At 41.3% G+C, this 20,064-nt stretch carries 18 protein-coding genes and 2 pseudogenes; 15 read left to right on the top strand and 5 right to left on the bottom strand.

The annotated features are described in order from the left end of the window. Positions 1 to 9 precede the first annotated feature (9 nt). The 3 genes from RCG19_RS20555 to RCG19_RS20565 all read right to left on the bottom strand — a co-directional run bounded on the left by RCG19_RS20555 (position 10) and on the right by RCG19_RS20565 (position 2,324). Positions 10 to 768: an MBL fold metallo-hydrolase gene (locus tag RCG19_RS20555; protein WP_308108663.1), complete on the bottom strand. Its 759-nt coding sequence runs from the start codon at positions 766 to 768 to the stop codon at positions 10 to 12. A gap of 11 nt (positions 769 to 779) precedes the next feature. Continuing rightward, the gene (locus RCG19_RS20560; protein WP_308108665.1) at positions 780 to 1,469 is read right to left on the bottom strand and encodes a Dph6-related ATP pyrophosphatase; all 690 of its coding nucleotides are present in this window, start codon (positions 1,467 to 1,469) and stop codon (positions 780 to 782) included. 345 nt (positions 1,470 to 1,814) lie between these two features. Beyond that, positions 1,815 to 2,324 carry an HD domain-containing protein gene (locus RCG19_RS20565; RefSeq protein WP_308108666.1) on the bottom strand — a complete coding sequence of 170 codons (510 nt, stop codon included), beginning with the start codon at positions 2,322 to 2,324 and terminating at the stop codon, positions 1,815 to 1,817. Positions 2,325 to 2,544: 220 nt separating this feature from the next. Here RCG19_RS20565 and RCG19_RS20570 point away from each other — a divergent pair, with 220 nt between their 5' ends. Further along, positions 2,545 to 3,912, top strand: a complete 1,368-nt coding sequence (locus RCG19_RS20570) for a dipeptidase (protein ID WP_308111040.1) — start codon at positions 2,545 to 2,547, stop codon at positions 3,910 to 3,912. Between the two features lie 58 nt (positions 3,913 to 3,970). On the opposite strand, the gene RCG19_RS20575 is transcribed toward RCG19_RS20570, so the two are convergent. Next, a complete protein-coding gene (locus RCG19_RS20575) occupies positions 3,971 to 4,906 on the bottom strand; it encodes an alpha/beta hydrolase (protein WP_308108667.1) in 936 nt (311 codons plus the stop codon). Positions 4,907 to 5,233: 327 nt separating this feature from the next. Between RCG19_RS20575 and RCG19_RS20580 the strand changes: the two genes are divergently transcribed. The 3 genes from RCG19_RS20580 (at position 5,234) to RCG19_RS20590 (ending at position 7,118) form a co-directional block, all read left to right on the top strand. Beyond that, complete coding sequence (locus RCG19_RS20580; RefSeq protein WP_166241521.1) at positions 5,234 to 5,389, top strand: hypothetical protein; 156 nt, start codon at positions 5,234 to 5,236, stop codon at positions 5,387 to 5,389. 192 nt (positions 5,390 to 5,581) lie between these two features. After that, entirely contained in the window at positions 5,582 to 6,586 is a 1,005-nt protein-coding gene (locus RCG19_RS20585; protein ID WP_374049563.1) for a glutathione S-transferase family protein, read from the top strand. Positions 6,587 to 6,614: 28 nt separating this feature from the next. Beyond that, positions 6,615 to 7,118, top strand: a complete 504-nt coding sequence (locus tag RCG19_RS20590; RefSeq protein WP_308108669.1) for a GNAT family N-acetyltransferase — start codon at positions 6,615 to 6,617, stop codon at positions 7,116 to 7,118. A gap of 88 nt (positions 7,119 to 7,206) precedes the next feature. Here RCG19_RS20590 and RCG19_RS20595 read toward each other — a convergent pair whose 3' ends face one another. Next, positions 7,207 to 7,983, bottom strand: coding sequence for a YhcN/YlaJ family sporulation lipoprotein (locus RCG19_RS20595; RefSeq protein WP_308108670.1), 777 nt, complete (start codon positions 7,981 to 7,983; stop codon positions 7,207 to 7,209). Positions 7,984 to 8,192: 209 nt separating this feature from the next. On the opposite strand from RCG19_RS20595, the pseudogene RCG19_RS20600 reads away from it, so the two are divergent. The 11 genes and pseudogenes from RCG19_RS20600 to RCG19_RS20660 all read left to right on the top strand — a co-directional run bounded on the left by RCG19_RS20600 (position 8,193) and on the right by RCG19_RS20660 (position 20,052). Continuing rightward, positions 8,193 to 8,952: pseudogene (locus tag RCG19_RS20600) on the top strand (SDR family oxidoreductase). Between the two features lie 212 nt (positions 8,953 to 9,164). Beyond that, complete coding sequence (locus RCG19_RS20605; protein ID WP_308108671.1) at positions 9,165 to 11,009, top strand: sigma-54 interaction domain-containing protein; 1,845 nt, start codon at positions 9,165 to 9,167, stop codon at positions 11,007 to 11,009. 220 nt (positions 11,010 to 11,229) lie between these two features. After that, positions 11,230 to 12,681: an aldehyde dehydrogenase family protein gene (locus RCG19_RS20610; RefSeq protein ID WP_308108672.1), complete on the top strand. Its 1,452-nt coding sequence runs from the start codon at positions 11,230 to 11,232 to the stop codon at positions 12,679 to 12,681. Positions 12,682 to 12,747: 66 nt separating this feature from the next. Further along, the gene (locus RCG19_RS20615) at positions 12,748 to 13,836 is read left to right on the top strand and encodes a tartrate dehydrogenase (protein WP_308108673.1); all 1,089 of its coding nucleotides are present in this window, start codon (positions 12,748 to 12,750) and stop codon (positions 13,834 to 13,836) included. 62 nt (positions 13,837 to 13,898) lie between these two features. Beyond that, the gene (locus RCG19_RS20620; RefSeq protein WP_308108674.1) at positions 13,899 to 14,663 is read left to right on the top strand and encodes an SDR family NAD(P)-dependent oxidoreductase; all 765 of its coding nucleotides are present in this window, start codon (positions 13,899 to 13,901) and stop codon (positions 14,661 to 14,663) included. A 26-nt stretch (positions 14,664 to 14,689) separates the two neighbouring features. Further along, positions 14,690 to 15,558: pseudogene (locus tag RCG19_RS23770) on the top strand (energy-coupling factor transporter ATPase). Beyond that, the gene (locus RCG19_RS20640) at positions 15,558 to 16,454 is read left to right on the top strand and encodes an energy-coupling factor transporter ATPase (RefSeq protein WP_308108676.1); all 897 of its coding nucleotides are present in this window, start codon (positions 15,558 to 15,560) and stop codon (positions 16,452 to 16,454) included. The pseudogene RCG19_RS23770 and the gene RCG19_RS20640 overlap by 1 nt, the downstream one beginning before the upstream one ends. Further along, positions 16,438 to 17,280, top strand: a complete 843-nt coding sequence (locus tag RCG19_RS20645; protein WP_166241450.1) for an energy-coupling factor transporter transmembrane component T family protein — start codon at positions 16,438 to 16,440, stop codon at positions 17,278 to 17,280. The genes RCG19_RS20640 and RCG19_RS20645 overlap by 17 nt, the downstream gene beginning before the upstream one ends. A gap of 36 nt (positions 17,281 to 17,316) precedes the next feature. Further along, positions 17,317 to 17,868 carry an ECF transporter S component gene (locus RCG19_RS20650; RefSeq protein ID WP_166241448.1) on the top strand — a complete coding sequence of 184 codons (552 nt, stop codon included), beginning with the start codon at positions 17,317 to 17,319 and terminating at the stop codon, positions 17,866 to 17,868. A gap of 3 nt (positions 17,869 to 17,871) precedes the next feature. Beyond that, positions 17,872 to 18,834 (top strand): P1 family peptidase, encoded by a 963-nt coding sequence (locus RCG19_RS20655; RefSeq protein WP_308108677.1) that lies wholly within the window; start codon positions 17,872 to 17,874, stop codon positions 18,832 to 18,834. Between the two features lie 15 nt (positions 18,835 to 18,849). Continuing rightward, entirely contained in the window at positions 18,850 to 20,052 is a 1,203-nt protein-coding gene (locus RCG19_RS20660; protein WP_308108678.1) for a M20 family metallopeptidase, read from the top strand. Positions 20,053 to 20,064: the final 12 nt, after the last annotated feature.

Here is a 20,064-nt window from a genome sequence, read left to right on the forward strand (position 1 = left end):
ATAATCCCTCTAGCTTATCTCAATAAATTCTCCATTTTCAGGAACCAAAATCCTATTTTCCAATTTGTTCTGTCTTATATATTCCCTAACCTCAGCACGACTTAATAAGCAGTGGTTCCATGATTCCATATGGGAAATAATCAGTTTTGTATGTAGTGAAGTCTGTAGGATGTTTTCAATATCGGCTAATCCCATTGTGATTGGCAGACCTTCCAAGAAACGTGCTTCTCCTGCAAAAACGATAGCAACAGATGGAGAATATTGTTGAAGATAAGATTCTATTTTCCCATACCATACACTATCCCCAATAATATATAAGGTGGGTTCATCCTCTGTCTGTAAAATAAATCCGGAAACAGGTCCCATAGCTTCTGCCAGCTGATCATGGCCGTGTTTCCCTTCTGTTCGAATCAGTTTGATTCCATGCCAAACGAATTCTTTACTTATAGCAACGACATGCTTAAATCCTTTATTTTTCATTAATTGCTCATCAGCAGGTTGGCAAAATAACGGTAAATTTTTAGGTAAGCTTGATATAGCCTGGTCATCAAAATGATCACGGTGCGAATGTGTGACGATAATCGCATCAATATCAAGTAATCTCTCTAAATCGACATCTAATGAAGATAATGGATTTTTAAGATGTTGATTTGGGGCATTAGGAACCGGTGCAAGTGTTCCCTGCTCGCTAAACATAGGGTCTAAAAGGAATTTCAATCCATTATAATGAATAAGATGTGTTGCATGGCGAATTAATTGAATCTGCATAGTTTTTCCCCCTACCCGTTTAATTTTGTCTCTTTTAAAAAATAACTTTTAAATTCTAGCTTCTTCGTTGTTTCAAGCTGGATGAATTCAGCCTGCTCCAATTGAATCTTTTTCGAGAAGAGGGGGCCATCAAATACAAAGGTATGGTATTCACCCGATTCTCCCATAGGGCAAATACTTGTCATTTGGACGTCCTGCAGAAACGATTTATCTAGCAATCTGCCGAGCCACGTTTCATTGAGGACATCTTCCCTTACACGAATAACAATGGCTTGATAGCCTGATTGGACAAAGCTGTCCAGTAAAGACAGAGCATCTTCTTTTTTGCTCCAAAGGGGGTACAAGGCATCGACACCTACAGCATTCGCTACATTTTCGCCCCAATCCCGATGTTCCTGTAAATAAAGATCTCCATACGCAATACCAGTAATTTCATCTTTTTCCTTCAAGGCTTGTACGGTCTTAACAAATTCCTCGGTATAGGTTTCAAAGGTGCATTCTATAAAATGAACAGGTAGGGAAAGGGCCTCTCCCTGTAAGCGAATCATCTCTGTTCGCTCTCCATGACCAAATGTCCGTCCCAATTCTTTTGGAACGGTCGTAACGAGGCAGGCAACCTCATAACCCTTCTCAATAAGAGTATCCAAAGCCATACAGCAATCCTTGCCGCCACTCCATGATAATGCTACTCGTTTCTTCATGATTCATCACCCTTACCGTATGTAATATTGATAGTTTATCATACAAATCTTCCGACTATCACTTAAAGTCTATTTATTCATGGTCCATTTGGTGTAGTGTTACTTGTATATAATTTGAGTAAATGCTATTACATCATAATGAATTAATGAACATTCAAAATAATTTAGATAAGATTAGTAAACCATATGGTGGCTTTTCTGATGGTGGGGAGTTTTTGTAGACTAAAAGGATGAGTATAAAAGGGAAAAATGTAGACCAGGGCTGAGGATGCCTAGGGATGTAAAATCAATTTTACACTCCTGGGCATCCTATTTTTCTTTGGCTCACTGCTAAGCGATTTTTTTTTATGATTCTTCATCAATCATTTGGTCTAAGCGTTCAATCATTTTTATCGCCCTGTCTTTCTCTATGGTTCGATAATGATGCATCCCACCTTGTTCCTCGTCCAACTCATCTGCTAATTTGACGATTTCTTGCAACGGTGTCCGTTTGATAAAACTTTCAGGCATATATGAATCGGTATGAAATAAAATGGCGATGGCAATTTCTTTTGCCATAATTGGATTTTCTCCTAATCGGATCAACAATTTATGAGCTCGTTCCGCACCTTTGATGGCATGGATATCATTCTTTTTGTATAAATCATAATCCCATTTGCCATTTTGATACCACGTATAATGACCCATATCGTGCAGCAGGGCGGCTTTGGTTGCCAAGTCCACCGATACGTTCCGCTTTTTCGCTAATTTGAAGGCGTGGTATGCACAAGCAATAGCATGAGCAACGCCAGAGCGATTGAGATATTTTTTTGCGATATGATGATTGAAAATTTGAATTAACGTAACATCTCTCATATTAACACCCTTATTAAAAGTAATTTCTTGTAGTATATAACAGTTTGGAAATAGTAACAAAGATATGGACGGGAATGAGGTTGCGCGAGAAATGGAAGAAGGAAGGATAGGCCCAACCCTCATTTTTTTGATGAGGATAGAAGGGGAAAGGCTGATGTTTGTTGTCGCCGTCAATTTTGTATAAAATAAGAAGTGAAAATAATTGAGAAAAGGTGATAATATGGGCAAATTGTCCGAAGTCATTTCAACTAACCATCATGAGAATGTTGAGGAATTAAAAGAACTGCTCCGGATTCCAAGCGTCAGTTCCTTATCAGAGCATAAAGAGGATATTCAAAGAGCAGCTTCCTGGATTGCCGATAAATTAACAAACATCGGAATGGAACATGTGGAAATCGTCCAGACAAAGGGACATCCTATTATTTATGCGGACTGGCTTCATCAGGAAAACGCTCCAACCGTCTTAGTGTACGGCCATTATGACGTACAGCCCGTAGACCCTGTTCATTTATGGGAAACACCACCGTTTGAACCAACGATTCGTGATGAAAAGATCTTTGCTAGAGGGGCAACCGATGATAAAGGGCAGACGTTCTTACATATCAAAGCAGTGGAAACCTTATTGAAGGTAGAAGGTAAATTACCGGTAAACGTAAAATTCTGCATCGAAGGTGAAGAAGAAATCGGAAGCCCTAATCTTCCACCATACTTATCCGCGAATAAAGAGAAATTATCCTGTGATGTGGTCGTTATTTCCGATTCGGATATGTGGGACAGAGGCGTCCCGGCCATCACCTATTCTTTAAGAGGTCTTTGTGCGCTCGAGTTTACCCTAAAAACCGCAAATTCTGATTTGCACTCAGGCATGTTCGGAGGGGGAGTTCAGAATGCCAACCATTTATTGGTGCAGTTGCTTTCGACTCTTCATGATGCAAACGGAAAAGTGAATGTGGACCATTTTTACGATGATGTGGTAGATCTAACTGAATTTGAAAAAGAACAAATTAAAGCATTGGGTTTCAATGAAGAAAAGCTGAAGCAATCATTGGGGTTGACGGAATTAACCGGAGGGGAAAACAATTATCCCTATCCTGAGAAAATCAGTTCCCGGCCTACATTAGAAATTAACGGCCTATGGGGCGGGTTTCAGGGTGAAGGGACAAAAACGGTTATCCCGAACGAGGCCCATGGCAAAATCACTTGCCGTCTCGTTCACAATCAAAACCCGGAAAAGATCCAGCAATTAGTCAAGAAGCATCTGGAAGAACATGCACCAAAAGGATCCACGATCAATGTGACGCTTGGCGATACGGGAAATCCATTTTTAACTCCAATCGACAGTCCGATGATCCAAAAAGCAGCCGAAGCGTATCAAAACATATATGGGAAAACACCTGTTTACAAACGAGAAGGTGGTTCGATTCCCATTGTTTCGGATTTCAACCACTCCCTAAATGTACCTGTTGTCTTAATGGGATTCGGTTTACCAGATGAAAATCTTCACGCGCCGAATGAACATTTTAACTTGGAAAACTTTGATAAAGGCATTTTGACCATCTGTTCCTTTTTAGAACTTCTAACGAAGTAAAAGGGTGCGCTGTCACGACCCGTAAAAGGGGTGACAGCGCACTTTATTCATTCGTAAATTAGTTATCCTTTACGTACTTATTTAGGAACCTGAGTACACGACGTGTATACTCATTTTTATGCAAACGGTACGAATGAATGTGTTCACAATCTTTCGTCAGCCATAATTCTTTTTGGTTACCGGTTGAAATCGATTGATACAATTTTTCACTCTCGGCATATGGAATCGCTTTATCTGACGTACTATGGATGATGAAAAAGGATTTTCCTTTGGTATTTTTTACATGATTGATGGGTGAAACTTCAGTGGGGTCAATATTGAGGAGCTTCCGCATGGAATGATAAACAATCGGTGTAAATGGCCGTTTTGGTAGCTTGGTCCAATGTGAAAGGTTTTCTTTTAGAAAAGGTTCTAAATCACAGAAGGGACTGTCGGCAATAATGGCGGAAACAGCAGGGTGTTCGCATCCAGCAATAAGGGCAGATGCAGCTCCCATACTCCAGCCAAGGAGTGCCACTTTTTCCTGATGTTTTTCCTGAATCGCATACTCAATCGCTGAATACAAATCGTGTCTTTCAAAATAGCCAATCCCCGTGGTTTTTCCCTTCGACTTTCCTGCATTGCGAAAATCAAACATCAGTACATTATAGCCTTGTTCTGTTAAAACTTTAACGAGCTGCAGTCCTTCAATCCTTTCCATGGCGCGTTCATTCATGTAACCGTGTGCTGTGATGACTGTTTTCCTGCTTTTCTTTGAAACGGCTGGAATCCACCAGCCAGACAGTTTGATTTGATCTTTTCGGCTAAAAAACTCAATCTCTTCGAAGGTAAGTCCATATTCCCCTGGATTTTTTGTTGTTTTTGCCGGGAATGGATGTGTCAGATACAAACCAATCCCTAATGGGGCAAGAAAAAATAATGCAGGTGCTGCCAAAAGCGGTTTCCACAAGGATTTACTTGATTTACTTGATTCCTCATTCTTTTCCTCACTCAATATGAACTCCTCCTTTCCATTTGAAGTTATCGGTACACTATCATATGCCAGTTACTACAAAAGCGGAAAATTTTCTAGTCCCAATTTATGCCTGTTTTTGAATAGGCGGGGAATTCTACAATTGGAACGGTTTTTTCTACAAAATTTACATTTATTCTACAAATTTGAGGATTAATTCTACAAAAGTTGGAAACTAACTTCCAAATTAACGTTATTCGCGAACTCCCCAAACAGAAAGGGGGAATGATTTTAATTCATATGCTTCGAGGTAAATGTTTTTTCCTCCAAAAGGGGACACTAAACATAAAATTTGATGGGGGTGTTAGCTTGAATCATAACGAAAAGATGAAAAAACTACTTCGCGAATACGGCTATCCTGAAGAGGCAATCCCAAGAATAATGCAAGAAATTAGTTCTATGAGTTACGACAGGGTAAAAAAGCTTATCTTACCATATAACGATATCACCGCAGATAAGAATTAACTTCTTCCGACCATGTCTTGCGCTGTTTTCCCTTAAGTATTCATGCGAAAGGCATATTCTGAATAGTACATATAGTTAAAGAGTTTCATCTTGACTTAATAAAAGGGGAAATACTAAAATGAATTAAACCGATTGAAATACTCGAAATTAAAATAATGATTTGTAAATCAATGGATGATCAAAAGCGAGAGGATGTTTTGCGTGTCACAAAATGATTTCAAAACAGTCAAAGAGATCAACGCCGATGGGTCGTTTAATCGCCAGAAAAATAGATTTACGACACCGTTTGGAAATCAAGAGGGGGAGTTGCCTGTTGAGGCAGGAAGGTATCGACTTTTATGGTCGGCTGTTTGTCCGTGGGCACACCGTTCGGTGATCGTTCGAAAAATTCTTGGTTTAGAAGAGGTCATCAGTCTCGGAACCGCCAGCCCGATGCGTCCCAAACTCCCACATGTGGATTGGGAATTTTCATTAGATGTGGGCGGGGTCGATCCGGTATTAAATATCCGGTATTTAAGTGAAATCTATCAAAATACAGTTTCGGATTACACGGGTCGGCCCACAGTCCCAGTTATCGTGGATGTAAAGGAACAAAAGGTAGTAAACAATGATTATTTTAAACTCACAAACTATCTCGAGACTGTTTGGTCACCTTTTTTTAAAGTAAATGCTCCTGATTTGTATCCAGAACACTTACGGGAGGAAATAGATGCCTTAAATGATTACATCTTCCATGATGTTAACAATGGTGTCTATAAATGTGGCTTTGCCCAATCACAAGAAGCCTATGAAGAGGCATTTGATATCCTTTTTGCCAAATTAGATGAACTGGAGCAGCACCTCGGAAGCAAACGATTCTTATTTGGAGATTATATTACTGATTCGGATGTCCGGCTTTATGCGACGCTCGTCCGCTTTGACGTGGCTTATTACTCGGCATTTAAGACCAATCGGAATCGTATCGTTGATTTTCCAAATTTATGGGGCTATCTGCGGGATCTCTACCAAACGCCGGGATTTGGGGATACCACTGATTTTCACGCAATTAAAGTCCATTATCATTTATCAAACCATATTGCCGGCAACGACCAAAAAAGCGGTCCCATTTTGCCAAAGGGTCCTGATTTATCAAGTCTTCACTCCCAGCATCATCGCCAAGATTTAAGTCATAAAACTGAAAAATTTTTAATACATTGAGTGGAATACAATGGGAGGCGGGTAAGTAGTGATTATACGTGATGCAAGAGTAGATGAAATACCCTACATTCGCGAGCAACGAATCCTCTCATACAAAGAGCATGCAGAAAAAATTCCAGACGCTCATTGGCAGGCTCTTAAGCAGGCTATTACATCAGAGGCCGATGCTCAAGGGGACGTGGAGCGGATTGTTGCAGAAATGAATGGAGAAATTGCAGGCAGCGTCATTTTATTTCCGGCAAAGACCAATGCCTATGAGGGGTATCTAGAAGAACTGGATTATCCAGAAATCCGCATGCTTGCCGTTACACCACAAGCGCGTGGGAATGGGGTAGCAACTGCATTAATCATGGAATGTATTCAGCGGACGAAAGAGAAGGGATATTCATCCATTGGACTGCATACCGGCGCATTTATGGACAGTGCGATGAGATTATATGAACACCTAGGATTTGAACGATTACCACAATTTGACTTTGAACCTGCGAATGATGGCATCATCGTTAAGGGCTATCGGTTAACCTTTGACTAAGAAGGGGATAGTTCATCATTTATGGCGAACAGTGACATGCACTGTTCGCCGTAACGGGTTTGCACTTTTCTTACGAAGTCATGCAAATTTATCTAAAGGAACGATTCATGCTATTGGTAAAGTCGTCCCAAAGTCCGTCTCTGTTTCGCCCATTCGTAATATCGTTTGAGTAATTTGTCATTTGTTTAAAGAAGGTTTGATCATATGATACATATACATGATCAATGTTATTAACTGCTGCGCGTACTTGTTTGGCTATTTTTTTGTCGAGACCAGAAGTAGCTTTCTTAAAGTTGGCATTATTCCCATTTAAAGTCCCATCGGATCCTGTAATATTATTGGTCCCATCGGAGCCTATGGTATCATTGGTACCGTTACCGTTACCTCTAGTTTCGGGAATGCCATTATTGACTATTCCCCTTACACCATCGTTCACGTTTTCTTCGATCGTTGCGCCACGTCCATTGGTATTATTAGGATAAGCATCTTTGTTTGTCCTGTTAAGTCGGTTTGTACCTGTATTGTTTGTTGTCCGCGTTGCCCCATTATTATTTTTTAATTTAACAGCCACATACGCATCATTATTTCGAATGATCACATGTGCTAAATCAACTTCTTGCAAATTCTCAACATTTCTTCCGGCTTTAGTGGAAACGTGTAATCTTTGATTTGAACCATTCTGAAGCCCATTATTCAAATCGTTTCTTACATTTCGAACGCCCACTCCGTTATCGGCGTCGTTTCTTACATCTACACCCATATTGTCTCTATTGGTATCGACTGCATGATCATTACGATCGGCACAGCCAGTTAATCCGATTAATGCAGTGGCTAAAACGAAAGGAACCAAGCTTTTTTTCTTCAATTGTGTCACTCCCCCTAAAATGTCTTACAATGATATGGTCACCTATCTAAGTTGAACTATTCGAATTCTGTAGCAGGTAATTTTTGAAATCGTTTATGGCGTGATTAGAGGAGTAAATAGTGAAATAATTGATAAAAATAAGGTTGACCAAAGGTAAAATTAGATACGGCAGAACCATAATTATTTTTAAAAAGAGGAGAGGAACATTCATGAAACTTTCAGGTAATACCATCCTGATAACTGGCGGAGCATCCGGAATTGGGTTCGCTTTTGCACAACGTTTTATCAAGGCAGGAAGTAAGGTGATTGTTTGCGGAAGACGGGAAGAAAGCTGAAAGAAGCCAAGGAGAAATTTCCTGAAATTATTACGCGTAAATGTGATGTAACAATTGAATCTGATCGATTGGCTCTTTTTGATTGGGTCACGAGTCAGTATCCTAATTGAACATACTTGTTAATAACGCCGGAATCCAACAACGTTATAATATACTAAAGGTACAAGCAAGAGAGGAATGGGGCTATTTCAATAAGGAAATCTCAGCAAATATGGAAGCACCGATTCATTTTGCGATGTTATTTACACCATTTTTCGCAAATAAAGAGAATGCAGCTATTTTAAATGTTACCTCCGGCTTAGCCTTTACTCCGATGGCCATTGCCCCGATTTATTCCGCGACAAAGGCCGCACTTCATGCCTTTACGGTAAGTTTACGTTTACAGCTTTCGGAAACGGCCATTAAAGTAATTGAAATAGCACCACCAGCAGTCAATACGGATCTAGGCGGAGTAGGACTACATACGTTTGGTGCCCCATTGAATGAATTTGCAGACTACATTTTTAAAGGACTGGAAGAAGGTAAAACTGAAATTGGCTTTGGCCGGGCTGAACTGGCCATGCGAATGTCGAGAGATGAAATAGATGAATCAGTGGTAAGTATGTACAATAATATGAAGCATTCTATCAAATAGTAAATCAACGTGGCTTACTCACATAATGAGAAGTCCTTTTTTAATGCCATCAGAACACCACAATGGTACCTGAATACGGATACCCAAAACCCGTTCTGTTCAAGAAAGTTTACAGAAAGGACATATACTTTTAAAATAAAAGTAAGAATATTCAAAAATGAAAAAATGTTTATGTCTTTCTTCGTTACAATTCTTTGTTCTGAGGTGATAGATTGATAGCCCTTTATAAAATGAATGATTTATATGAAGACCAAATGATAAAGGTATTAAAGGATATGGGATACCCAACGGCTAGTTTTTATTCGATTAATTCAATATTAGATCAGATCATGAACCCAATGGTTATTATTACACCTGCTATTTTTCAGAAAGAATTGGAGGGTCTTACCTTTCCTATTATCCCTATCCCCATCACCATAGAGGATATAAAAAAGAATATAAAGCGATTGTTTGATCATCCCGAGCAAAGCGAGTATTCGTTTCTCACAACAAGTGAAGAAATCGAGTGGTTAAGAAAAGAAAATGGAGAACAGGTGATGAAGGATGAAATTCAAATCACCATTGTAACAGAAAAACAATCTACTGGACCGAAGCCGAATCATGTATACCTGGCCCCAATATGGATGAAAGGCTTCATTACTAACCCTAGGATTAAAAATGTACATTTTATTAAGCCTGCTTTCACTTCTGTGATTCCTTTTTTACAAATAGCAGGCTCATTAGTGAAGTTAAATGAGGAAATTTTAAATGAACGGTATCAAGTAGATGCGATCGTCAATTCCACACATGATGGTGTTGTTGCGATTGACAGAACAGGGAATATTCGATTGGTGAATGAACATGCCAAAACAATCTTGGGTGTTGAAGAGGATATGAAGGGAAGAAACATTACGGATTTCATCCCACAATCGGATATGTTACGTGTATTAGAAGCCGGGAAGATTGAAAGGGGCGATATTGCTACAGTAGGAGGGCGTCAAATTGTTATCAATAGGTCTCCTGTCATCGTCAAAGGAAAAATTGTCGGGGCAGTATCAAATTTTAAAGAAATTACAGATATTCAAAAAGTAGAATTACAACTTCGTAAAAAACTTCATCAAAATGGCTTGGAAGCAAAGTATCGATTAAGTGACATTATTGGGGAAACGCATGAAATAATGGAGGCAAAAGAACTTGCAAGGAAATTTGCTGAAACGGAATCAACTGTACTAATAACCGGTGAGTCTGGAACGGGTAAAGAATTATTTGCTCAAGGGATTCATTCAGCAAGTCATCGATCACTTGGCCCCTTTGTAGCCGTAAACTGCGCGGTTTTACCAGAAAATCTTCTTGAAAGTGAAATGTTTGGATATGAGAAAGGCACATTTACAGGTGCGCTAAAAGATGGCAAGCCCGGCTTATTTGAACTTGCACACGGAGGTACCCTATTTTTAGATGAGATTGGTGAGATACCGTTAAGAATTCAGGCTCTCTTATTAAGGGTGCTTCAGGAAAGGACTATTCGACGTGTGGGTGGCGAGCGGATCATTCCAGTGGATGTTCGAATTATTACAGCAACAAATCGAAATTTAGAGGAGGAGGTTGAAGAGAAACAATTCCGTTCTGACCTATATTACCGGTTAAATGTGCTAGCTTTGGAATTGCCGCCTCTACGTGGGCGTTTAGCCGATATTCCTAAACTGGTAGAATCTTTCCTAGATGAGTTTAATGACAAAAGAAAAAATAAAATTATAACCGTTGAAAACGAATTGATTTGTTTATTTCAGAAGTACGACTGGCCAGGGAATATTCGTGAATTAAGGAATACGATTGAACGGATGGTGGTTCTGGAAGAGAGTGATAGTTTAAGACTTCAGGGGGCAAAATTTCTTTCTGAAAAAATAAGGAAACGGCAGTTTTCCGAAGAAACAACCAATAAACATAGTATAAAAAATAAGGAAAAAGAACTCATTCTCACAACGCTAGAAAAATTTGATCATAATAAAAAGTTAGCGGCCCAATCACTGGGAATAGACCAATCCACCCTTTGGAGAAAAATAAAGGAATATAATTTATGATGTTTTAAATTGCAATCTAATGATGCAAATCAAAACATCGTTTTTACTAGCAGGGTTTTGTATCCCTGTTTTTTCTTTATATTTCAGACTTTTCCGAATTTACTACTCCTGGCACAAGAATTGCAAATATAGAGGGAGATAGATTTTAAATTGGAGATAGAAGGGGTAAGACCGCTTCGTAACGTAAAAGATTCATAGCACGGCAAAATGGAGGTTAACAATGGAGCAAAAAATGTATATCAATAGTGAATGGGTAAAGTCCGTTTCTGGAGAGTTTTTTCCAACATACAATCCTGCCAATCATGAGGTAATTGCCAGAGTTCCCAGGGGAAATAAGGAAGATGTACATCAAGCAGTAACAGCGGCGAAAAATGCCTTTGAATCCAATGAATGGCAATCAGTAAAACCTGGTATAAGAGGAAATGCACTTTCTGAGGTTGCCCGAAAAGTACGTGAAAGATCTGAGGAGCTTGCCTTAATTGAGACCTTGGACACCGGCAAGCCGCTATCACAGGCTAGAAGCGATGTTGAAAGTAGTGCGCGCTATTTTGAGTACTATGCAGGTGTTGCCGATAAGATGTTTGGAGAAACAATCCCGGTAGCGCCAAATGTGATTGACTACACGGTTCGTGAACCAATGGGTGTTTGTGCGCAAGTGATTCCTTGGAATTATCCACTTCAGATCACTTCAAGGGGAGTGGCAGCCGCCATAGCGGTTGGAAATACAGTGGTGGTGAAACCGGCTGAAGATACTCCTCTATCGGCCTTAAAGTTAGCAGAAATATTTTCCGAGATTGAAGTCCTGAAAGGTGCTCTACACGTTGTAACAGGCTATGGTACAGAAGCAGGAGCAGCATTGGTCAATCACCCTGATGTCAATCACATCACATTTACTGGTTCAGTTAATACCGGCACAAGTGTAATGATCTCTGCGGCGAAAAATATTGTTCCTGTCACACTCGAACTGGGAGGGAAATCACCTCATATTGTTTTTCCAGATTGTGATATGGAAGAAGCGGTTACATGGGTTACACGATCAATTATTCAGAATGCGGGTCAAACATGTTCTGCCGGTTCAAGGTTGCTCATTCATTCTAAAATTAAAGATGAATGGATGGAGAAATTAATCGAGAGAATGAAAAGAATTAAACTAGGCCCTGGGGTTAATGACAGCGAGCTAGGCCCCATTATTTCAAAAAGGCAGTTTGATCGAATACTAGCCATGGTTGAAAGAGCAAAAGAGCAAGGTGCACGTGTCATCATGGGTGGAAGGCGGGCAAAGCTGGAAGGGTTGGAAGATGGATATTATTTTGAACCGACCATAATTGAAAACGCTTCCCCAATGAGTGAAATAGCTCAGGAGGAAGTCTTTGGCCCCGTTTTGACTGTATTTGAATTTGAAACAGAAATGGAAGCTATTACATTAGCAAATGGAACTTCATATGGTCTCGTAACAGGGATTTGGACAAATGATCTATCACGGGCACACAGAATTGCAAGTAAAGTGAAAAGCGGGCAGGTCTTTATCAATGACTTTGGTGCAGCCGGTGGGGTCGAACTTCCATTTGGCGGTTATAAAAAAAGTGGAATTGGCCGTGAAAAAGGTGTGGAAGCACTAAGGAATTATACGCAATTAAAAAACATCGCGATAAAAATAAAAAGCGCAGAATAAACGTGTGCCAACGGTAAGGAAATCTTATGCAGGGAATAGAAATGATTGATGAAAGGAGTGATAGAGTTGCAACACTTTTCAATTGCGTTAATTCCGGGAGATGGAATTGGCCCGGAAGTGATGAATGAGGCTATAAAGGTAGTAAAAAAAGTAGAAGAGATACACGGCGGTTTGACTTTTTCTTTTGAATCTTTTGATTGGGGCTGTGATTATTATCTTCAAAATGGAAGAATGATGCCTGAAAATGGATTAGATCTATTAAAAGATTTCGACGTTATTCTATTTGGAGCTGTTGGTGCCAAATCTGTACCAGATCACATTTCAGTGTGGGAGCTCATTTTGCCTATTCGCCGGAAATTTCAACAGTATGTGAATTTGCGGCCCATTAAACTGCTTCAAGGTATTGAAAGCCCATTAAGGTATAAAGACCATAAAGACCTTGATTTTGTTGTCATTAGGGAGAATACCGAAGGGGAGTATACCAATATGGGCGGACGGGTTCATGAAGGAACGCCCTATGAATTAGCTGTGCAAAATAACATTTTTACTAGGTTCGGTTCTGAAAGAATATTAAACTATGCTTTTTCCATGGCTGAAAAAAGGGCAAAGAAAAATCTTACAGTGGCAACAAAATCGAATGCAATTAACTTTACCATGCCTTTTTGGGATGAAATGGTGAATGAAATAGGGAATAGTTATCCAGATGTAAAAACACAGCTCTACCATATTGATGCCCTTGCTACCTATTTTATTTCTAAACCGGAGACACTCGATGTCATTGTGGGCAGTAATTTATTTGGTGATATTCTAACAGATTTAGGGGCAGCGATAGTAGGGGGATTAGGGTTGGCTCCATCTGGGAACATCAATCCCGAGCGGATCTATCCCTCCATGTTTGAACCGATCCATGGTTCTGCTCCCGACATAGCGGGAAAAGGAATCGCCAATCCCATCGCTTCAATTTGGAGCCTTAGTCTCATGATGGACCATCTTAAACTCCCTGATGTTGCGAAATTAATCCTAGATGCCATTGAAGGGGTATTAGTAGAAGGGAAGATAAGAACACCTGACCTAAGGGGGACGGCGACAACCACTGAAATGGGGGACGCCATTATCGCGAAAATGGTTCAAGTAAGCCTTAGACCTAAAATCTAAATGCTACTTCTTTTTGAGAAAAAAATGGATTTCAAGTATAAATTACCGGAGGTGTCTATCCTATGACTATATTAAATGGAAAAACGGCAATTGTAACTGGAGCAGGATCGGGAATGGGGAAAGCGATTGCGCAGACTTTCGCTCATGAAGGGGCTAATGTAACGTTTGCTGATTTACATGTTCAGTCAGCCATAACAGCGGCAAGTGCCACCGGTGTAAACCATGTGCAGGCCATTCAAGCCGATGTAACGAATGATTCGGATGTGGCAAACCTTGTGAATCAAACAGTGGAAGTATATCACGGATTGGATATTGTCATTAATTGTGCCGGTGTTCCACAATCCTTCACATCGATAGAGGAATTAACCGTCGAACAATGGGATGTAATCATGAATGTGAATACCAAATCCATCTTTTTAACCTCTAAGTATGCGGTTCCGATCATGAAACAACAAAAGAGTGGAAGTATTGTTACTATTGCTTCCATTGCTGGTATCAGAGCGAGACCCGGGTTAAATGCGTATTGTGCATCAAAAGGGGCAGCGATTATGCTGACCAAAGCATTAGCCCTCGAGTTAGCACCCTATCAAATTAGAGTAAATGCCATCAATCCCGGCCCAGCCGATACACCTATGATTGGGAAGTTCCTTGTTGGAAATGAAGATCAAAAGGAAGAGGGAATGAAAAAGATCTTTCAAGATAGTGTCCCACTGGGAAAATTAATTCAACCAGAGGATATTGCCCAAGGGGCACTTTATTTAGCCTCTGATCTGGCTAAGATGGTGACCGGTGAGGTCCTAAATATTGATGGAGGACGTGGGATCTAAATTAAAACGATAGAGAGGAGTTTAAAATGGAACCCATTATTCGCTTAGAAAATATATCGTTTTCCTACAAAATTAACGAAAAAACGAAAGTATCCGTGCTGAAGAATATCTCTTTATCCATCTTTCCCGGAGAATATGTGGCCATCATTGGTCACAATGGCTCAGGTAAATCTACTTTATCTAAACACCTTAACGGGATTTTAACCCCTGACGACGGAGACGTCTGGGTTCATGGCCACAACACGAAGGATATAAAAAAGAAACGGGATATTCGTCGCTCTGTTGGCACCGTCTTTCAACATCCTGATAACCAAATTGTTGCGACGATCGTAGAGGAAGATGTTGCATTTGGACTGGAGAATATTGGCGTCCCAAGAGAAGAAATGAAAAAAGAGTCGATGACGCGCTAAACGTTGTCAAAATGTCTCCGTTTCGTCATCGACCACCCCATCATTTATCTGGGGGGCAAAAGCAGAGAGTTGCGATTGCTGGAGTATTAGCCATGCAGCCGGATTGCATTGTTTTTGATGAGGCAACAAGTATGTTAGACAGTTTTGGTCGAAAAGAAGTTCTTCAGGTGATGAGAAAAATGAACAATAGTGGAATGACGATTATTACCGTTACCCACCATATGTCAGAAGCAGCGGAAGCTGACCGGATTATCGTCATTGAGGGCGGACAAATGGTGATGGACGACACGCCACGTGAAATTTTTAAACATAAGGAGGAATTAGAAAAACTTCAATTAGAAGTTCCCTCTGTGAGCCAAATGGCCGAAGTGATTCATGGCCAATTATCTGATTTTTCAAAAGACTTAATTCAAGAACAGGAGTTTATAGAAGAAGTGGAGAAATTCTCCAAGGAGGATAACCTCTCCAAAGAGGAGGTGGGATAATGTCGAAGCGATCCATTATCGAAATAGAAAACCTATCACATACGTATATGAAAGGAACCCCGATGGAGCATGTCGCCTTACACGGAACCAATCTGTATGTAGAAGAAGGGGAATGCATTGCCATTATTGGCCATACGGGGTCAGGAAAGTCTACCTTAATCCAGCACTTCAATGGGCTAATGCGTCCGGAATCCGGAAAGGTAGTCATTGATGGGGAAGACCTATCAAAGAAAAAGGTAGATTTAAAGACGCTGAGGCAGAAGGTGGGCCTTGTCTTTCAAAACCCGGAGGATCAAATTTTCGAAAAAATTATTGGTGATGATATTGCCTACGGGCCTTTCAAATTAGGCCTTCCACTAAAGGAGGTGAGGGAGCGCGTTAAATGGGCGATGTCGGTTGTGGGTTTGGATTTTGAGGAAATGAAGGACAGACAGACTTTTGCCTTAAGCGGCGGCCAGAAACGAAAAGTAGCTTTAGCGGGGATCCTTGCATTAAAACCCAAGATTTTAGTACTTGATGAACCGACAGCGGGTTTGGATCCAAGGTCAAGGAAGGAATTACTTGATAAAATCAAACGGTTAAACAAGGAAGAAAAGTTAACGGTCGTTTTTGTGTCGCACAATATGGAGGAGGTGGCCATGCTAGCTGATCGTGTATATGTAATGGCAGATGGGACTGACGTATTAACAGGAACCCCGAAAGAAATTTTTACGGATAAAGAAAAACTGCAGCGTTATCAAATTGGCACCCCTGAAACGGTGAAAGTTCTGTACCGATTAAGCGACCTTGGATACAAAGTAAAAACGGACGCCTTTTCCATCTCTGAAGCAGCTGATGAAGTGTTGAATGTTCTTACAGGCAGGAAGGGAGGGGCGAAATATGTCAAGCGAATTTGATATATCCCGTAATATTACCATTGGGCAGTACGTACCAACCGGCTCCTTTATTCATCGGTTAGACCCGAGAATAAAGCTGCTTGCTTTTGTCATACTCGTGATGGCGATTGCGCTGAATACGAGTTATATCGGGAATGCCATCGGTTTAGTCTTATCTCTCTATTTATTCTGGGGATCCAAAATTCCCATTAGCTATGGGTTATCAGGTGTGAAACCGGCCATCCCGTTTATTGTTATCTTAGCCATTTTACAGCTGCTTTTTCAAGGACAGCTCTTTTCCGATGGCAAAGTATTTGTTGATTATGGGTTTATCCTCATCACGAGTGAAAGTATTCGATTGGTGATTGTTTCAGCCGTTCGGTTTATTGAAATTATCTTCTTAAGCAGTGTTCTCACCTTATCGACTTCCACCACAGAATTAACACATTCCATTCAAAGCTTACTCAGTCCGTTAAAGAAGATTCATTTTCCAGTCCACGAAATCTCGCTGATTACAACAATTGCCATTCGATTCGTTCCAACCTTTGCCATTGAGATGGAAAAAATGATGAAGGCACAAGCATCAAGGGGGGCCGACTTTGGTACCGGCGGCTGGTGGAGAATCATTCAAAGGACAAAAGAAATGTTTCCCATCATTATTCCGTTATTTAATATCGCCTTGTCTAGGGCCGAGGATTTAATTCTCGCCATGGAGTCCCGCTGCTATACACCTGGCGGCGACAGGAGCTCCTATTCCGTGTATCAAGCGTTAGCAAAGGATTATCTTGTTTTATTGGTTGGACTTTTATTTGCTTTCCTACTGCTTTTTTATCCGTTTCCTTTTTAATGTGAAAAATACCAAAAACAAAAGGGGAGAAATACTATGAAAAAGGGATTAACAGTTCGCGATATTGTCATTGCAGGTGTGCTGGGTGCGGTAGCCATTCTATTAGGGGTAACCAGGTTGGGGTATATTCCAGTTCCAACGGCGGCAGGGAATGCCACGATCATGCACATTCCCGCAATTATTGGTGGCATAATGCAGGGACCGGTCGTCGGCTTAATAGTTGGGGCCATTTTTGGGATTTCTTCCTTCCTAAACGCAACCGTTCCACTCTTTAAGGATCCATTGGTTGCGATTTTACCCCGGCTTTTCATTGGCGTAGTGGCATGGCTGATCTATGTTGGAATCCGTCGTAAAAGTGAATATCTTGCAGTGGGGGCCGCCGCCTTTATCGGGACATTGGCAAACACGGTCCTTGTGTTAACAATGGCTGTCATCCGTCATTATTTAACCCCAGGAGTTGCTTGGACAGTTGGCATAACAAACGGAATCCCTGAAGCCATTGTTGGTACCATTGTTACGTTAGCAGTTGTATTAGCGTGGAAACAGATTGGCAAAGGTCAAAAATCAAAGATTTCCAGGGATCTTTAAAAAATGAATGATCAAATCACGGATGTTCCAGGTGTAAAAGTTGGAAATAAAGAAGATCACCAGGCCCTTACTGGGTGTACAGCCATCCTTTTTGAAAGTGGTGCAGTTGCGGGGGTGGACGTCAGAGGATCCGCTCCCGGAACCCGGGAAACCGATCTTTTGAATCCTATAAATCTCGTTGAAAAAGTCCATGGTATTTGTTTAAGTGGCGGCAGTGCGTTTGGGTTGGATGCCGCCTCCGGTGTGATGCAATTTTTAGAGGAAGAAGATATTGGCCTGGATGTGGGTGTGGCCAAGGTACCCATTGTCCCGGCGGCCGTTCTATTCGATCTCCCTTTTGGTGACCCAAAGGTCCGGCCTGACAAACAGATGGGATATGATGCCGCAAAAGCGGCGACGGCAGAGAAATTTATTACTGGCAATTATGGGGCAGGCTGTGGAGCAACTGCTGGTAAATTAGCCGGTCTCGGCTTTTGTATGAAGGGCGGTCTCGGAAGTGCATCACTCCGTTTAGAAAATGGTGTTGTGATTGGTGCCATTGTTGCCGTTAATCCAGCTGGGGATGTCCGCGAACCATCCACAGGTAAAATTTTAGCTGGGCCGTATCAGAATGGAATGATTCTTGATAGTATCAAACTTCTCGAACAAAACTATCAATCCACCATTCCTGCCGGTTCAAATACCACCATTGGAGTAGTAGCGGTGAATGCCGAGTTAACGAAGGCGGAGGCAACGAAGGTGGCGCAAATGGCCCAAGACGGATATGCGAGAACGATTTTTCCAGCGCACACCATGTTTGATGGTGATACAATTTTCGCTGTTGCCACTGGAGGGGAAAGAATTCCCGTAGATGTTATTGGCGGGTTGGCAGCGATGGTCATGGAAAGGGCGATTGTTAATGCGGTTAAATCTGCAGATAGTATTGGGGGAATTACCGCATATAAAGATTTACCAAAAAATCAATAAAACGGAGGGTTCTAGTTGGCTGTATTTAATGATGTGGATGATCAGGAAGTTGTAAATTTGACGCAAGCTCTTGTTCGGATTCCAAGTGTCTACCGCCCGCACGACCCTATGGCAAATGAAAGCAGAGCGGCGCAGTATGTATATGAGTATCTAAAGGAATTAGGACTTGAGGTATATATCGAAGAGGTCGTCAAGGGGCGGCCGAATGTCATAGGTATTCTTGATTCAGGCAGACCCGGAAAAACGATTCTCTTTGAGGGGCATACCGATGTTGTGACAGAGGGTGACTGGGATGCTTGGAGCTATGATCCATTCGGAGCTGCCATTGAGGGCGGGAGAATGTTTGGCAGAGGAACAAACGATACAAAAGGAAATCTATCTGCTGCGATTGCTGCGGTCCATGCAATTAAACGAAGTAACGTGAAATGGAATGGAAAAATTATTTTGTGTGTTCCCTGCGATGAGGAAGGCATGATGATCGGCATAAAACATTTCATTAAGCGTGGCTGGGCACAAGGTGTAGACGGTGCCATCATCTGCGAACCGGAGGAAAATCAGATTTGTATCACGCAAAAAGGGGCGATGAGAACCATCATCCGCACTTACGGGAAAATGGCTCATGGAGCCATGCCGCTTTCTGGAATCAATCCAAATACGAGAATGGCGCAGATTATTTGTGAACTAATGGCACTTGAGGAGAAAGAAAAACAGCGAGTCGGGCAACACCCATATTTAGGGTTACCAAGCATTACGCCAACGATCATTTTAGGACCTGAAAAAGGGGAGCCACAGATTAATGTCATTCCGGACCAATGTTATAGTGCCCTTGATATTCGTACCGTTCCTGGGCAGAACCACGACCAGTTACGGGTTGATATGGAGGATATTTTAGAGCGATTGGGTTCCAAGGATCCAGATTTTAAGGCTTCCTTGGAAGTGATTGAAAGCCGGCCATGGACAGAAACGAGTTTGGATGATGCGATTGTCAGAGCGAGTGTGGAATCCTTCCGTTCAGTTGCCGGAAAGGAACCCATCTATAATGGCGTACCTGGTGCAACCGACGGCACATTCCTTCACCTTGCCGGGATTCCGATTGTCACAACAGGAGCAGGTGACCGTCATATTCCACATCAAATCAATGAATATATTGATCTAGCAGAATTAGTCGAAGCATCAAGGATTTATGCGCAGACTGCGATGCTATTTTTGAATGAGTAACACTTAAGGTGC

It is taken from the genome of Neobacillus sp. OS1-2 (assembly GCF_030915505.1).
In the GTDB taxonomy this organism is placed as follows: Bacteria; Bacillota; Bacilli; order Bacillales; family Cytobacillaceae; genus Neobacillus.

Bases quoted from the DNA above. Each gene is read 5' to 3' on its own strand.
- RCG19_RS20555 (WP_308108663.1), bottom strand. From the start codon at position 768: ATGCAGATTCAATTAATTCGCCATGCAACACATCTTATTCATTATAAT.
- RCG19_RS20560 (WP_308108665.1), bottom strand. From the start codon at position 1,469: ATGAAGAAACGAGTAGCATTATCATGGAGTGGCGGCAAGGATTGCTGT.
- RCG19_RS20565 (WP_308108666.1), bottom strand. From the start codon at position 2,324: ATGAGAGATGTTACGTTAATTCAAATTTTCAATCATCATATCGCAAAA.
- RCG19_RS20570 (WP_308111040.1), top strand. From the start codon at position 2,545: ATGGGCAAATTGTCCGAAGTCATTTCAACTAACCATCATGAGAATGTT.
- RCG19_RS20585 (WP_374049563.1), top strand. From the start codon at position 5,582: ATGTTTTGCGTGTCACAAAATGATTTCAAAACAGTCAAAGAGATCAAC.
- RCG19_RS20610 (WP_308108672.1), top strand. From the start codon at position 11,230: ATGGAGCAAAAAATGTATATCAATAGTGAATGGGTAAAGTCCGTTTCT.
- RCG19_RS20620 (WP_308108674.1), top strand. From the start codon at position 13,899: ATGACTATATTAAATGGAAAAACGGCAATTGTAACTGGAGCAGGATCG.
- RCG19_RS20640 (WP_308108676.1), top strand. From the start codon at position 15,558: ATGTCGAAGCGATCCATTATCGAAATAGAAAACCTATCACATACGTAT.
- RCG19_RS20645 (WP_166241450.1), top strand. From the start codon at position 16,438: ATGTCAAGCGAATTTGATATATCCCGTAATATTACCATTGGGCAGTAC.
- RCG19_RS20650 (WP_166241448.1), top strand. From the start codon at position 17,317: ATGAAAAAGGGATTAACAGTTCGCGATATTGTCATTGCAGGTGTGCTG.
- RCG19_RS20655 (WP_308108677.1), top strand. From the start codon at position 17,872: ATGAATGATCAAATCACGGATGTTCCAGGTGTAAAAGTTGGAAATAAA.